This is a genomic window from Sphingomonas sp. Leaf23 (assembly GCF_001421585.1).
GTDB lineage: Bacteria > Pseudomonadota > Alphaproteobacteria > Sphingomonadales > Sphingomonadaceae > Sphingomonas.
In genome coordinates this window covers 627137-641251 of sequence record NZ_LMKR01000003.1, presented here as the reverse complement: position 1 = coordinate 641251, position 14115 = coordinate 627137, and the positions used below count along the sequence as shown (strand labels likewise).

At 62.3% G+C, this 14115-nt stretch carries 13 protein-coding genes; 8 read left to right on the top strand and 5 right to left on the bottom strand.

What is annotated here, in order from left to right; translation table 11 throughout:
- Positions 1-8: 8 nt before the first annotated feature.
- The 3 genes from arsC to arsH are packed head-to-tail and all read left to right on the top strand — an operon-like array spanning position 9 to position 2469.
- Positions 9-437, top strand: a complete 429-nt coding sequence (gene arsC / locus ASE67_RS11385; RefSeq protein WP_055760932.1) for an arsenate reductase (glutaredoxin) — start codon at positions 9-11, stop codon at positions 435-437.
- On the top strand, positions 437-1723 hold the full coding sequence (locus tag ASE67_RS11380; RefSeq protein WP_055760930.1) for an arsenic transporter: 1287 nt from the start codon (positions 437-439) through the stop codon (positions 1721-1723). Before arsC ends, ASE67_RS11380 begins: the two co-directional genes overlap by 1 nt.
- Positions 1723-2469, top strand: coding sequence for an arsenical resistance protein ArsH (arsH, locus tag ASE67_RS11375; RefSeq protein WP_055760927.1), 747 nt, complete (start codon positions 1723-1725; stop codon positions 2467-2469). The genes ASE67_RS11380 and arsH overlap by 1 nt, the downstream gene beginning before the upstream one ends.
- Before the next feature lie 55 nt (positions 2470-2524).
- Here the strand turns inward: arsH and ASE67_RS11370 are convergent, their stop codons facing one another.
- A complete protein-coding gene (locus ASE67_RS11370) occupies positions 2525-3004 on the bottom strand; it encodes a hypothetical protein (protein WP_055760922.1) in 480 nt (159 codons plus the stop codon).
- 329 nt (positions 3005-3333) lie between these two features.
- The gene (locus ASE67_RS11365) at positions 3334-3519 is read right to left on the bottom strand and encodes a helix-hairpin-helix domain-containing protein (RefSeq protein WP_055760919.1); all 186 of its coding nucleotides are present in this window, start codon (positions 3517-3519) and stop codon (positions 3334-3336) included.
- A gap of 683 nt (positions 3520-4202) precedes the next feature.
- Here ASE67_RS11365 and ASE67_RS11360 point away from each other — a divergent pair.
- Positions 4203-5183, top strand: coding sequence for a DGQHR domain-containing protein (locus ASE67_RS11360; RefSeq protein ID WP_200922208.1), 981 nt, complete (start codon positions 4203-4205; stop codon positions 5181-5183).
- Positions 5184-5187: 4 nt separating this feature from the next.
- On the top strand, positions 5188-6165 hold the full coding sequence (locus ASE67_RS18220; protein WP_156348589.1) for a hypothetical protein: 978 nt from the start codon (positions 5188-5190) through the stop codon (positions 6163-6165).
- Between the two features lie 403 nt (positions 6166-6568).
- On the opposite strand, the gene ASE67_RS18605 is transcribed toward ASE67_RS18220, so the two are convergent.
- A complete protein-coding gene (locus tag ASE67_RS18605; protein ID WP_055760910.1) occupies positions 6569-6802 on the bottom strand; it encodes a hypothetical protein in 234 nt (77 codons plus the stop codon).
- Positions 6803-6884: 82 nt separating this feature from the next.
- On the opposite strand from ASE67_RS18605, the gene ASE67_RS18600 reads away from it, so the two are divergent.
- Positions 6885-7124: a helix-turn-helix domain-containing protein gene (locus tag ASE67_RS18600; protein ID WP_055760907.1), complete on the top strand. Its 240-nt coding sequence runs from the start codon at positions 6885-6887 to the stop codon at positions 7122-7124.
- A 246-nt stretch (positions 7125-7370) separates the two neighbouring features.
- Here the strand turns inward: ASE67_RS18600 and ASE67_RS11340 are convergent, their stop codons facing one another.
- The gene (locus ASE67_RS11340) at positions 7371-9458 is read right to left on the bottom strand and encodes a M3 family metallopeptidase (protein WP_082457073.1); all 2088 of its coding nucleotides are present in this window, start codon (positions 9456-9458) and stop codon (positions 7371-7373) included.
- Positions 9459-9664: 206 nt separating this feature from the next.
- On the opposite strand from ASE67_RS11340, the gene ASE67_RS11335 reads away from it, so the two are divergent.
- Together ASE67_RS11335 and ASE67_RS11330 are read left to right on the top strand one after the other, a co-directional pair.
- Positions 9665-10069: a MerC domain-containing protein gene (locus ASE67_RS11335; RefSeq protein WP_055760904.1), complete on the top strand. Its 405-nt coding sequence runs from the start codon at positions 9665-9667 to the stop codon at positions 10067-10069.
- A gap of 160 nt (positions 10070-10229) precedes the next feature.
- Positions 10230-11318 carry an AI-2E family transporter gene (locus ASE67_RS11330; protein WP_055760901.1) on the top strand — a complete coding sequence of 363 codons (1089 nt, stop codon included), beginning with the start codon at positions 10230-10232 and terminating at the stop codon, positions 11316-11318.
- Between the two features lie 57 nt (positions 11319-11375).
- Here the strand turns inward: ASE67_RS11330 and ASE67_RS11325 are convergent, their stop codons facing one another.
- Positions 11376-13949 carry a TonB-dependent receptor plug domain-containing protein gene (locus ASE67_RS11325; protein ID WP_055760898.1) on the bottom strand — a complete coding sequence of 858 codons (2574 nt, stop codon included), beginning with the start codon at positions 13947-13949 and terminating at the stop codon, positions 11376-11378.
- Between the last annotated feature and the right edge of the window lie 166 nt (positions 13950-14115).

The following is a 14115-nucleotide window of genomic DNA, read 5'->3' as shown; positions in this document are numbered from 1 at the left end:
GAAGCCCCGTGGCCGTCGATATCGTGATCTACCACAATCCCGAGTGCGGCACGTCCCGCAACACCCTTGGGCTGATCCGCAATGCCGGCATCGAGCCGCATGTCGTCGAGTATCTCAAGACGCCGCCCGCGCGCGCACTGCTGGTTGAGCTGATCGACCGTGCTGGCATGACGCCGCGCGATCTGCTGCGCGAGAAGGGCACGCCCTATGCGGAGCTGGGCTTGGGCGACACGACGCTGTCCGACGACGCGCTGGTCGATGCGATGATGGCGCACCCGATCCTCATCAACCGGCCGCTGGTCGTCTCACCGCTCGGCGTGAAGCTGTGCCGCCCGTCCGAAGCCATCCTCGACCTGCTGCCGAGCGCCCAGCGCGGCGCGTTCGCAAAGGAAGACGGCGAACAGGTGGTGGATGCGTCGGGCCAGCGCGTCGTCTGATGCTCCTTGCCGTCCTGATCTTCGTCGCGACGATTGCGCTCGTCATTTGGCAACCCAAGGGCCTCGACATCGGGTGGAGCGCGATGGGCGGGGCGGTCGTGGCGCTGCTTGCGGGCGTGGTCACTCTGTCCGACGTGCCGGTGGTATGGGGCATCGTCTGGAATGCGACGGCCGCGTTCGTTGCGATCATCGTCATCAGCCTGTTGCTGGATGAAGCCGGGTTCTTCGAGTGGGCAGCGCTGCACGTCGCGCGCTGGGGCGGGGGGCATGGTCGCCGGCTGTTCGTCCTGATCGTCCTGCTGGGTGCGGCGGTGTCCGCGCTGTTCGCCAATGACGGCGCGGCGCTGATCCTGACGCCGATCGTCATCGCCATGCTGCGGGCGCTGGGGTTCAAGGACAAGGCGACGCTGGCGTTCGTCATGGCGGCGGGGTTCATCGCCGACACCGCCAGCCTGCCGCTGGTCGTCTCCAACCTCGTCAACATCGTGTCGGCCGACTTTTTCGATATCAGGTTCGGCAACTATGCGGCTGTGATGGTGCCGGTCGATTTGGTGTCGATCGCCGCAACGCTGGGCGCGCTGCTGATCTTCTTTCGGCGCGATATACCGCAAGATTACGATGTGGCTGCGCTCCGCGCGCCCGATGCCGCGATCCGGGATGCCGCAACCTTCCGCGCCGGATGGATCGTCCTTGCCCTGCTGCTCGCCGGCTTCTTCCTGCTCGAACCGCTCGGCGTGCCGGTCAGCGCCGTCGCCGCTGCCGGCGCGGTCCTGCTGCTGGTGATCGCGGGGCGGGGCCACGTGATTGAGACACGCAAGGTGCTGCGCGGCGCGCCGTGGCAGGTCGTGATCTTCTCGCTCGGCATGTACCTGGTCGTCTATGGCCTGCGGAATGCGGGTCTGACCGACCATCTGGCGTCGCTGCTCGATTACACCGCGCAAGGCGGTGTGTGGGGCGCGGCGCTGGGAACGGGCGTAATCGCGGCCGTCCTGTCGTCGGTGATGAACAACATGCCGACCGTGCTGGTGGGCGCGCTGTCGATCGACGCTACGCACGCAACCGGGGCCGTCCGGGAAGCGATGATCTACGCCAACGTGATCGGTTGCGATCTCGGCCCCAAGCTGACGCCGATCGGCTCGCTCGCGACGCTGCTGTGGCTGCACGTCCTGGGGCAGAAGGGCGTGCGGATCGGGTGGGGCTATTATTTCCGGGTCGGGGTCACGCTGACCGTGCCCGTTTTGCTCATCACCTTGGCGGCGCTCGCGCTGCGAATGGGAATTGCCTGATGCCTCTGCGCGACCTTCCCGACGCCGACCATATGCCCGCGCTCGATCGACGCTATGCGCTTGATCGGCCCGCCCTCGGGCTGGGCGCTGGCGATCCGCCGCCCCGTATCCTGCTGCTTTACGGGTCGCTTCGGGAGCGATCCTATTCGCGCCTGTGCATCGAAGAGGCGGCGCGGTTGCTCCGCTTCTTCGGGTGCGAGACGCGTATTTTCGATCCATCCACCCTGCCGCTGCCCGACCAGCACGCGGGCGACGATCATCCGGTCGTCCACGAGTTGCGGGAGCTGTCGATGTGGTCGGAGGGGCAGGTGTGGTGCAGCCCCGAACGCCACGGCCAAATCACCGGCATCATGAAGTTGCAAATCGACCACCTGCCGCTCAGCATGGGCGGGATGCGCCCGACGCAGGGCCGCACGCTGGCGGTCATGCAGGTGTCGGCGGGATCGCAGTCCTTCAACAGCGTCAATACGCTGCGCGTGCTGGGCCGCTGGATGCGAATGGTGACGATCCCCAACCAGTCGTCGGTGGCAAAGGCGTTCGCCGAGTTCGACGATGTCGGGCGCATGAAGCCGTCGAGCTATTACGACCGGATCGTCGACGTGATGGAGGAGCTCGTGCGCTTCACGGTGCTGCTGCGCCCGCATACCGCCCAGCTCGTCGACCGCTACTCCGAGCGCAAAGAAGCTGGCGTGCCGATCGACCCCGCCACTGACTTGTCCAGTATTGCGGAGAGACCGCAATCCTAACGGTTTTTCGGCTCGGGATCGAAGTTAGGGAAACCCGCCCCTGAAGCCGCAGCCGTCACTTCATGCTTCTTAGCCTCAACCATACCCAGCGCCAGAAGCGCGCTTCGGCAAGCAGGAACTTGACCAGTAAGGGAGGAATACCTTGGCGCTCCAATGCAACGGCATCGGGTTCGCTACCGAACAAGATACGCAGGACCGCAACGAAAGCCACGCCCTCGAAAACGGCTAACACAGCAATACCGAGACCGCGAACCCAACCCAATTCGCTCAGGATTGTCTCGGCTTGATCAGGCACGATCTTAGCCGCGATCCATATCCCGCCACAAACCATCGCCAATGTCCGAACCGCGAGAGCGCGGCGAGGCATGTTCCGATAACACACCGCGTAGATCAGCGGCACGAACACGCACCAATCGAAGATTGTCGCTGCCTCGCCTAGCTTCGGATCAAGCAGCCAGGGATAGGACGTCCGAAAGGTCAGCGCGGTGATGAGGAGGAGAGGAAGCACGAGATAGAACCAGTGACGCTGAGCCACAGCCAATGCCCCTTGCTTCACCGACGCCTCTCAATCTGATCGATCACCGCTTTACTGCTAGATGGTGCCAACATCCAGCGAGAAGACTTGGCGCAAGCGACGCATCCTTCCCGCAAACGAAACCTAGCGGGACGGTCGCCCGTCAGACTGCAGCGACGGTCGGGCGCAGGCAGCCCCTGCTTTCTCAAAATCTGTTCCTGATAGCATTTTATCGAAAAAGCCTGTTGGGGACGGGGAAACAGGAAAGAAGGGCGCAACGAATGGCCCCTTTCGGGAGTCGAGTAGTCCGATTACCTCTCTATGATTGAACTTTTCAGCAACGACGCCAATTACATTAGCGAAACATTTTCCTCGGCACCGTTCCATTTGCCAGCCAGGCCGGGAACCTCTTCGAGTTGTCGCACTTCGTCGAAGCGCCCACGCTCCTCCCTGTATCTTACGATCTCAAAACCGTGTCCGCGTAACTGCTGGACTTCGTCAAGTTCCGCAGCGGTAGCGGTATTCAGATTGATCATTAGCGTTTCCCAGCGAACTGGCGAAAGCATGTTCGCCTGCGACGGACTGTAACGATACTCAGCCTGAAAGGCAGTGTGGGTTGGGCCAAACGCCCGTACAAGTCCGCCCAGAGCGGACGGTGTTTCTCAGATTGCCCTCCGAAGCACGAACACCTGAGAAAATCGCGCAGCAGTACGTGCAATCCGACATCGCCACGGTGCCCCGCCCCCGCTAAGCCATTGATACTTAATGGCGAGCCTTTCCAACAACATCGGGCAACTAGCGTTGATTTTATTCAACAAGTTCGCTCCACGGCGAAAACACGAGTTCGATTCTCGTAGGGGTCACCAGCGGTTTAACACGCTGAAAATGTTCGATTTTCTTTGTGTTTGCAGGCACACACAGAGCCTCAAATCACCTAAAAATGTTCTAGACGAATGTGTTAGACGGGGCTGCTAGGTGCGTCCTAATGCAGTCTGGTGCGCCCAATCCTTAGCTGATCTCAGCCTTTGCAGACCAAAAATGTGAGTTTTTTCAGCTAGTTAGCAAGAGACCCGCCCAATGAACTGATCGCCCGCATTCTAGCACATCGTGTTTCCTGAGCGAAAACACGAGTTAGCGGCCGCGTCAAAAATACTCGCGCGATCACATCGAGCGGATTTACGAACTACTCAGGCCGGGCTAATCAGAACGGGAGAGGCGGATGTCGATGGCAGATGGCGTAAAGACGCAGAGATTTTCGGTCAGCCTGGTGACGCAGGGCAATCACCGCTTTTACTCTCTGACCGTGCCTTCGGACGTTCTAGCACAGACGTGTTACGCCACGACGCGGGAAGAAGACCCCATGGAGGGCTTCCAGCGCGTGCTCGACAAGAAGCGTGCGCAGGACATCGCCGACTATATCGATCACGGGCTCGGCACGATCCCAAACGCGATTATCCTCTCTGCGCAACCAGAGGCTGAGATTGAGGTGCTGGAGAGAGGTAAGACCCTCCAGTTCAAAGCTGCTTCGAAGAGCTTCCTGATTATTGATGGTCAGCATAGGGTTTATGGTTTCGCCCTTGCTCAGTCCGACCTCCGAGTTCCCGTGATTATATACAACGGATTGACCAAGGCGGAAGAGTCCCGCCTTTTTATCGACGTTAATACTAAGCAGCGACCAGTTCCAAATGAGCTCTTACTAGACATTAAGAAGCTTGCGGACTACGAGGACGATCAAGAGAAGCTGCTGGGTCGCCTTTTCGATCTTTTCCATGAGTCAGCGAGTAGTCCGCTCCTAGGAATGATGAGCTCGGCGGCAAAGCGCAAGGGCTTTATATCACGAGTAACCTTTAATCATGGGGTCCGCCCCCTGTTGCCCCTAGTATCTTCGCTACAGACAGTGGAGGTCTACCGGATTCTAGCCAACTATGTTAGGTCCGTGACGTCTGCTAGCCAGATCCATGAGCGCGGCGTCAACATCGTAGATCCTACGACGTTCCGCGGGTTCATGTTGACCTTTCCATCCGTCACTCAACGTGTGCAGGAAAAATATGGGAAGGAATATGCGGAGGAGCAGTTTTTCGACGTTGTTGCTCCAATGATTGAGCGAGTCAGCCCAGCAAAGCTGATTAAGGCAGGTAACAGCCCGAAGGCGGTAGCACAGATCCTGGAGGACGCACTAAAGCCGCGGTTCTCGCTGTAAATCCGTGACGCTGTTCGCCGACTCCCTACGTCGCTTCTTGGCGTCAGGAATTGCAGCTCAGAGCGCCGATCCGAGCCTGCATGTCGGTTCATGGCTTGCGCGCCCAAATTACTATGTCACCGAAGTCTCGAGCCCAGATCGGTTCATCTTAACGCTACCCGACATTGCTGACGCCCACGCCCTGTTTGCAGCAGCTGCAAACAAGACCCTTTCAGCATGCTTTGAAACCGTCATAAGCATCTCGGAAGTTGATCGATCACCCCGATCTTTAGCGTGGTCCCTCGTAAAGCTATACTATGCCGCCTACTTCGGTGCGCACGGCGTCATGAGATCATGTGGCATGGGCTGCATGAACTTAGACGCTGTGGACACCACGCGAGTTTTGGACGGCGCTCACGCGTATGGGGTCGCTGGTTCGATAAACAAAATCAATTCGGGCTTGTATTCAGTGAGGCTCGACGCCGCAGCAGCTACTTTGACGTTTGCAGCAGTAAGCAGCAAGGGATCTCATGAAGCCCTATGGCTTTCGTTCCTTCCGTTCTTGGATTACCTTACCGCGCAAGCGGAGACGCTTCTCCCGGTCGAACCTCAACGCAAGGTGTTCGTGGAAAAGATAGCCGGGATCAAATCCATCCTTTGTCTCGAAGGCGCGAACGGAGGGAACTGGCTATCTCGGTTCCGTAACTTAGTCCAATACAGACAGGGCTATGGAGCATGGCATCCCTACTCCATTGATCGTAGGTTTCCTGGCTCGCTGCTTACGAAGACCGGCGCGCTCTTTATGCAGGACCCAGCGTCCTTCTCACTCAAGGTTGATCTCTCAAAAGATACAAAGAAAATCGAGACCTTCGTGGAAGGAACTTCGTTCCTTGCAGCGGTGGCCAGAACCGTCGTGGTGGATATGGGTGAGCGCTCGATAGACAAGCAAGCACTCATCAAAACGGGGGCACTAGCTCTCCTTAGAAAAGCCAAGCTCTCTTAGCACGCGCTGCCCGCGAGATCTTGAAGTACCGGTGCGACCATATAGGGTGGACCACTCTCTTTATTAACTGCTTAGGGTCGCCGACTTTTAAGTAAAGCTTTCTTGATCTGTTTTCGAGGCAGAGACCCACCGTCCATTTCGGACGTAGCGTCGCTCGGTGCAGCTAGGCCTGATACGACGTCGGCCCAATGGTCGAGAACCTTTCGATCCCATACGCAGCGGCGTCCAATCTTTCTTGGATATGGGAGCTGATAGGCGCGCCATTGCTGCTCAAAAAGCCGTTCGCTGATCCCAAGGTATGCAGCAGCGGTAGGCTGGTCGAAGAACCGCGGTTCGGGAGGTGTCACATACTGCCGCCTTACCGCACGCCCGTCCTTCGGCGCGTCGGACTGGCCTTCCCTTATCATGGACGCCGCACGAGGTGGAACTTAGGGTCCCCGGCATATAGGGCTCCATCGGATCGGACATCGTGCGCGATCGTCATATCTGGTGTGCCGGAGGGCGCGTCGCTGATCGAGAGTTGCACGACCTCAGCCAAGGTAAGCCCAGCGAAGCGGACGGGCGTCTCAGAAACTGCCGCGATCACCAGGTCAGCTTCATCATCAATCAGGTCAAGAAACAACGCGACGCGACGCATTCGGAGACAACTCCCACGGCTAGATACCCCTTTTTGGGGTAAAGCCTCGCACACGGCAACCCGCCTTGGAAAGGCGAGGCGAGTGACCGGGCTTCATGACGAGAGGTATCGAGCGCTCATTGAGAAGCTGCGCCAGCAGCGTTTAACGCGTAAGCTGACCCAACAGGATTTGGCCACCCGATTAGGTCGACGTCAGCAGTTCGTCTCGAAATATGAATCGCTAGAGCGGAGGCTCGACGTCATCGAGTTCCTAGACATAGCACAGGTGCTGAACCTCGATTGGGCATCGGAGCTAGGGGCACTAGCGCCCTTTGTTGAGTAGCTGCTGCCACGCAACTCGGGCTTTGAAAGGGAGCGATCCTCAGCTCATCGAGTGCAAACGACATTGGACGACATTGCACTAATCTAAAACTTTTTCGAACGCTCAAACCCGCAGAAAACAGCGTTTTTGTGAGTGCACGGCGAAAACACGAGTTCGATTCTCGTAGGGGTCACCAGCGACGGCGCGACACTTCGCACCGGCTGGCAGATGACAGGCGCGGGTTCCCCGAAGCGAACCCGCCACCGATCAGGCAAGGCCACGATTGCGCAGCAATGCGGTCGCGTCGGGCATCCGCCCACGGAACGCGACATAGCTGGCCGCAGGATCGCGCGAATTGCCCCGCGACAATACTTCGTCGCGCAGCTTCTTCGCCAGCACCGGGTTGAACACGTCGCCCGATTCCTCGAACGCGGCAAAGCCGTCGGCGTCGAGCACTTCGGCCCAGTTATAGGCGTAATAGCCCGCCGAATAGCCGCCGTCGAAGATATGGCTGAAGTGCGGCAGGCGATGCCGCATGCCCACCGCGTGCGGCACGCCCAGATCGGCGAGCTGCGCCTTTTCCCACCGCACCGCATCGAAATCGGCGGGCAGCGCGCCCAGCGAATGCAGCCGCATGTCGAGGATCGCCGACGACAGCTGCTGCACCGTCAGATAGCCCTGGTTGAAGGTGCGCGCTTCCAGCAGCGACTTCAGCATCGCCTCCGGCATCGGCTGCCCGGCGGCGTTGCGGGCATGGACACGCAGGATCGCCGGGTCGCTGACCCAGTGTTCGTGCACCTGCGACGGGAACTCCACGAAATCGCGGGTGACCGACGTGCCCGACAGGCTGGGATAGCGAACCTTGCTGAACAGGCCGTGCAGGCCATGGCCGAACTCGTGGAACAGCGTCTCCGCATCGTCGAGGCTGATAAGCGCACGCTCACCCGGCGCCGGGGGCGTGTAGTTGCAATTGTTCACGACGATCGCCTGCTGTCCCAGCAGCGTGCTCTGGTCGCGCAGCGAGTTCATCCACGCGCCGGGCCGCTTGGTCGGGCGGGCGAACCAGTCGGCATAGAAAAGGCCGATCGGCGTGCCGTTGCCCTCGCGCACCTCCCACACCTTCATGCCATCGGCATAAACCGGCACGTCGCTGCGCGCGACGAACTGGATGCCGTACAGCCGCTTCGTCGTGTCCATCAGCGCGGCGACCATGCCGTCCAGCGGGAAATACTGCTTCACCGCGCCTTCATCGAGGCTGTAGCGGCGCTGGCGTTCCTTTTCGGCGTAGAAACGCCAGTCCGACGGCTCGATCCGCGTCACCCCATCGGCGCTGGCGAGCTTCAGCAGCGCCACTTCCTCTTCCTGCGCGCGGGTCAGCGCGGGGCGATAGACGCGCATCAACAGGTCGGTCGCAGCCTCTGGCGTCTTGGCCATCGCATCCTGCAACACGAAGGCGGCGTGGCTCTGCGCGCCCATCAGCTTCGCGCGCTCGATCCGCAGTTCGACAAACCGGCGGATGATCGCCGACGTGTTGTTGTCGTTCGCATTGGCGCCGCGATTGTCGAATGCGGCAAATACCTTCTGTCGGGCGGCGCGGTTGGTCGCGACGGTCAGGAACGGTTCGACCGCCGACCGGGTGGCGGGGATCAGATAGCCGGCCTTGCCCTCTGCCTTCGCAGCGGTCGCCGCGGCCGACTTCAGGTCGGCGGGCAGCCCCGCGACCTCCGCCTCGGTCAGCAGGACGCTGCTCGCCTTCTGGTCGGCCAGCAGCTTCTGCCCGAACTGGACGCCGAGCTTTGCGTGTTCCTCGTTGATCGCGGCGACGCGGGCACGGGTCGCCGGGGGCAGCGCGGCACCGGCACGGACGTAACGCTTGTACGTCTCCTCCAGCAGCCGCGCCTGTTCCGGGTCGAGGCCGAGCGAGGCGCGATCCTTGTACAGCCGGTCGACCCGCGCAAACATCGCCGGGTCGAGCGAGGTTTCGTTCGAAAATCGCGTCAGTTCGGGGACGACCGCTTCCTCAACCGCTTGGATTTCCGGGGTGGCATCGGCCGAGGAGACGTTGAAGAAGGCCGACGACACGCGCGTCAGCTGCTGGCCCGACCGCTCCATCGCCTCGATCGTATTGGCGAAGGTCGGTGCCGACCGGGCAACGGTGATCGCGCGGAAATCGGCGCGCGCAGCCTTCAGCGCGGCATCGAACGCCGGGCGGTAATGCGCCGGACGGATCGCCCCATAGGGCGGAATGCCGTTGGCCCAGTCACCGAGCAGCGGATTGGCAGGTTCGGCGGCACGCAGCGGCGTGTTGAGCAGGGGCAGAATGGCAGCGGATACTAACAGGGTACGACGATGCATGGGCGTCCTTCATCTGGTTGAATCGGTGCGTTGAATGCGATGGTATAGCATCGCGTCGGGCTGAACCATGGTCATGCGGCATCGGAGATGAACGCAACCCGATCGAAGCAACGGCGCGCGGCAGGCGACGACCGGTTATCGAGGGGTATTGCCACGGACGATCATAAGCATGATATGTTACCTTATATCATTAGAGGCGATTGTCCATGACGTCCAGCACTGCCCTGCCCGAACTGCCACCGCGTCGACAGCGCCTGCTCGACGGCTTTGCCGTTACCGCGTCGCTCCTGTGCCTCATCCATTGCCTCGCGCTGCCGCTGCTATTCGTCGCCCTGCCGGTCCTTGCCACCATGCTGGTCGTGCCGGAGTCCTTCCATGCCATCGCCTTTGCCTTCGCAGTGCCGACCAGCATGCTGGCGATGGCGTCGCGGCACGCCCGGCACGGTCGCCATGGGCCGGCGCTGCTGGCCGGGGCCGGACTGGCGCTGCTCGGCCTAGGCGCGTTTGCGGTCGAGGCGGAAGTCGCCGAGCGGATCGTGTCGTCGATCGGCGCGGTGATCCTGGCCACCGCCCATGTCCTCAACTGGCGCGCGTTGCCTCCGCGATCGTGATGGCGGGGCCGAAGGCGCAGTGCCGACGCGCTTCTTCGCCTGAGGATTTCGGACTTTCGACGCGCGCGCAGGGAGCATAGAAGCTGCCAAGGCGTTCCGCCCCCGCAACGAAACCGTCCGGCGACACGCGCCGGCCTTACCGAAACCGAGGCTGTCCAGCATGGCAATCGTCCGTCAGCGCGTCGAATCCGGCGGGTTCCTGATCTTTCTCGCGCTGGTCACCATCGCGCTTACCTTCGTCGTATCGAGTTTTATCGGCGCGCTGCTATGGGCGGGGCTGGCGGCGTTGCTGTTCCAGCCGCTGTTTCAGCGCCTGCTGCGCTGGCGGCCGGGCCAGCGCAACCTCGCCGCCGCGCTGACCATGCTCATCATTACGGTCGCGGTGGTCATCCCGGCGATGATTATCGTCAGCATGGTCATCGACCAGGCGGCCGGCGTCTACAGCCAGCTGCGCACCGGCCAGATCAATTTCGCGACCTATTTCGAACAGGTCCATGGCGCCCTGCCCGCCAAGGTGCAGCGGGCGATCGACAGCGCGGGGTTCGGCAGTTTCGAACGTGCCCAGCTGAAGATTTCGCAGGCGGCGAGCGCCAGCGCGAGCGTGCTTGCCCGCAGCGCGCTGTCGATCGGGGCCAATGCCGCCGCATTCCTGCTGGCGTTCGGCGTCGGGCTGTACGTCACCTACTTCCTGTTGCGCGATGGTGAGCGGATCGGCCCGGCGATCGTCCGCGCGCTCCCGCTGGAGCCAACCGTTGCCCGGCGGCTGGCCGACAAGTTCGTCGCAGTCGTGCGTGCGACGATCAAGGGGTCGGGCGTCGTCGCACTGGTGCAGGGGGCGCTCGGCGCGATTACCTTCTGGATCGTCGGCTTGCCCGCCGCCCTGCTGTGGGGCGTGGTCATGGCGATCGTCGCGCTGCTGCCGGCAGTCGGCCCGGCGCTGATCTGGACTCCGGTCGCGATCTATCTGCTGGCGACCGGCGCGGTGTGGCAGGGCGTGGTCGTGATCCTGTCGGGCGTGCTGGTGATCGGCCTCGCCGACAATATCCTGCGCCCGGTACTGGTCGGACGCGATACCGGCCTGCCCGACTGGCTGGTGCTGGTCACGACGCTGGGCGGCATCGACCTGCTGGGGTTGAGCGGGATCGTCGTCGGCCCGGTTGCGGGCGCGCTGTTCCTGACCGGGTGGCAGGTATTGACCGAGCAGCGGCGACTGCGCGCCGCGCCGGACGCAGACGAACAGGACGGGTAAGGCACCCGGCCGGCAGGATGGGCGGGCAGGAGCAATGCCCCTGCCCGCCCTGTCGCATCAGAACTTCACACCGGCACGGGCGTACAGGTAGCGCCCGTTGAAGCCGAATGGCGAGAAGCTGCTGTACGGGATGAAGTAGTTGTTGATTGCCGCCGCACCCAGGATCGGGTTGCGCGTCGGATAGACGTCGAACAGGTTGTTCGCACCGATCGCCAGCTCGAACTGCCCCGGCGTCGCGCGGACTTCGAGGTCGGTCAGCCACTTCGGTTCCAGCTCGACATCGGTCGCCACCGCGCCACCCGGCGACAGCGTGTTACCGAACCGGTTGGTGCGCGCGGTGATACCGAAGATCCCCTGCGACCAGTCGAGCCCGACATTGACCTTCGATCGCGGCTGCCCTTCGGTCAGGCGCAGCGATTCCTGCCGCCCGAACAGCGTGACGCCCGGAATCGCCGACAGCGTGGAGCGGTTGGTGATGTCGGTCTGGTTGTAGTTGTAGCCGGCGGTCAGCGTGACGCTGCCGATGCCGAGGTCGGGCACGCGGTAGGTGCCGACCACTTCCACGCCCTGGGTCCGGGTGTCGATGCCGTTGATGAAGAACCGGGCGGAGGTGATGTCCTGAATCCCGGCGGCGCGCAGCACCGCGACGACTGCATTGCCCTGCAGGTTTTCGGACAGGATGATCCGGTCGTTAATCTTGATGTTGTAGTAATCGGCCGTCAGCGTCAGCCCGCGCAACGGCGTGAGCGTCAGGCCCCCACCGATATTGACCGACTTTTCCGCCTGCAACTGGCGCGATCCCAGCGCGCGGGCGACCGGATCGCCGACGCGGAAGGTGCCGATTTCGACCAGCGTGCCGCCGATATTCTGCGTCGCGAAGGACGAGAAGAACTGCTGCGCGAGGCTCGGTGCACGGAACCCGGTCGAAATCGACCCGCGTGCCGCGATCCAGTCGGTCGGGGCAAAGCGTGCCGCGACCTTGCCGTTCACCGTATCGCCGAAGTCGCTATAATGTTCGTAGCGGCCGGCGGCGACGACGTTGAATGCGTCGCTGACCTTCGCGTCCAGTTCGGCATAGCCCGCAAAGCTGTCGCGCGACGTATCCACCCGGCTGTTGGGCGAGAAGCCGGGGAAGCCCTGCGACCCGGCAGCGGCGCCGTTGGTGAACGCGAACGGCCCGGCGGCATAGCTCTGGAATTCGCCCGCGACGATCTTGTAGTTCTCGTTACGATATTCGCCGCCGAGCGCCAGCGAGAGCGACGATAGGAAGCCGACGGCGATCTCGCGCTGCAGGTCGAGATTGACGGTCTGCTGGCCAAACCGCGTACCGCCGGCGTTGAACGCACGCTGCGACTGCGGCCCGAACGACGCGTTATAGCTGTTCTCGATCCGGAAATCGAAGCTGTTGGTGCCATAGACATAGGACAGGTCGTATTTGAACCCGGCCACCTCGCCCTTCACGCCCAGTGCGCCGGAGAAATCCTCCATCTGGGTGGTGATGAGCGGCAGGAACCCATCGGCATAGAAGGGCGTGCAGACCGTGCCGGTGAAGGTACAGTTGCGCAGGTCTTGAATGTTGCTGTTGGTGTCGCGACCCGACGCCCGGCGGTAGAAGGCCGCGCTTTCGCCGTCGCGGATGCCGTAGCTGCCGAAGATGTAGAGTTCCGACGTGGCGCCGATATCGACGCCGCCGTTCAGGAAGAAGTTGAAGTCGGTGGTCTTCGCATCGCCATAGCGGTGGTTGACGCGGTTTGCGCCGAACTCGCGCGCATCGACCGTCCCGGTGGTCGACAGCGGATAGAAACGGCGCGGGTCATAGCCGGCACGGTTGGTCGGTTCGCGGTCGCGATATTCGCCGGTCAGGTTCAGATAGGCGGTTTCGCCCATCGGCAGGCCCATATTGGCGGCGAACGTCACGGTGCGGCCGTCGCGGACCTGGCGGTCGCGGCCGGTTTCCTCCAGCACATAGGTGCCGTCGGCGCGGACCTGCGGCTGGCCGTTCGCCTGTCGGGCGATTCCGGAGACTTCGGCCACGCCCTCCATCGACGAGACGTACTTGCCATAGGTCATCGTCGCGCGACCGCCTTCGCGGCGCTTCAGCTGGACATTGATGACGCCGGCGATCGCATCCGACCCATATTGCGACGAGGCACCGTCGCGCAGCACGTCGATCCGCTCAATGGCGAGGCTGGGGATAGTGTTGAGGTCGACCGCCGACGAACCACGCCCGACCGAGCCATTGGCGTTCAGCAGCGAGGTGGTGTGGCGACGCTTGCCGTTGACCAGCACCAGCGTCTGGTCGGGCGACAGGCCGCGCAGCGTCGCCGGGCGCACAACGTCGGTGCCGTCGGTGATCGAGGGCTGCGGGAAGTTGAACGACGGGACCAGCTGGTTCAGCAGCTTGTTGGTTTCGGTGTAGCCGGCGTTGACCAGCGCATCGCCGGTGATGACGTCGACCGGCACCGGGCTTTCGGCGACCGTGCGGCCCTGCGCACGCGTGCCGACGACCAGGATTTCCTCGCCCGCGGGTACCTGATCGGCGGGCGGCGGCGCATCCGCGACCTGTGCAAAGGCCGGCACGGCGGCCAGCGCGCTCGTCAGAAACAACGCGGTGAAAACGGGTTTACGCATGAAAATCTCCCCCAGGTGCGGGCAGTTGCCCGTACCGTTGCGTGCCGACCCTCTCCTCCGCAATTTTCTGACGCAACCCTTCCCCGTTCCGCATCACACGATTGTCACACTACCGTTGCGGCGCTGCAACATCGGTTTCGCGGTCGAATCGCGCCTTCACCATTGA

Excerpts from the sequence above, each read along its gene's own strand:
- ASE67_RS11330 (WP_055760901.1), top strand. The coding sequence starts at position 10,230 with ATGGCAATCGTCCGTCAGCGCGTCGAATCCGGCGGGTTCCTGATCTTT.
- arsH (WP_055760927.1), top strand. The coding sequence starts at position 1,723 with ATGCCTCTGCGCGACCTTCCCGACGCCGACCATATGCCCGCGCTCGAT.
- ASE67_RS11325 (WP_055760898.1), bottom strand. The coding sequence starts at position 13,949 with ATGCGTAAACCCGTTTTCACCGCGTTGTTTCTGACGAGCGCGCTGGCC.
- ASE67_RS11365 (WP_055760919.1), bottom strand. The coding sequence starts at position 3,519 with ATGATCAATCTGAATACCGCTACCGCTGCGGAACTTGACGAAGTCCAG.
- ASE67_RS18605 (WP_055760910.1), bottom strand. The coding sequence starts at position 6,802 with ATGCGTCGCGTCGCGTTGTTTCTTGACCTGATTGATGATGAAGCTGAC.
- ASE67_RS11380 (WP_055760930.1), top strand. The coding sequence starts at position 437 with ATGCTCCTTGCCGTCCTGATCTTCGTCGCGACGATTGCGCTCGTCATT.
- ASE67_RS11340 (WP_082457073.1), bottom strand. The coding sequence starts at position 9,458 with ATGCATCGTCGTACCCTGTTAGTATCCGCTGCCATTCTGCCCCTGCTC.
- ASE67_RS11335 (WP_055760904.1), top strand. The coding sequence starts at position 9,665 with ATGACGTCCAGCACTGCCCTGCCCGAACTGCCACCGCGTCGACAGCGC.
- ASE67_RS11360 (WP_200922208.1), top strand. The coding sequence starts at position 4,203 with ATGTCGATGGCAGATGGCGTAAAGACGCAGAGATTTTCGGTCAGCCTG.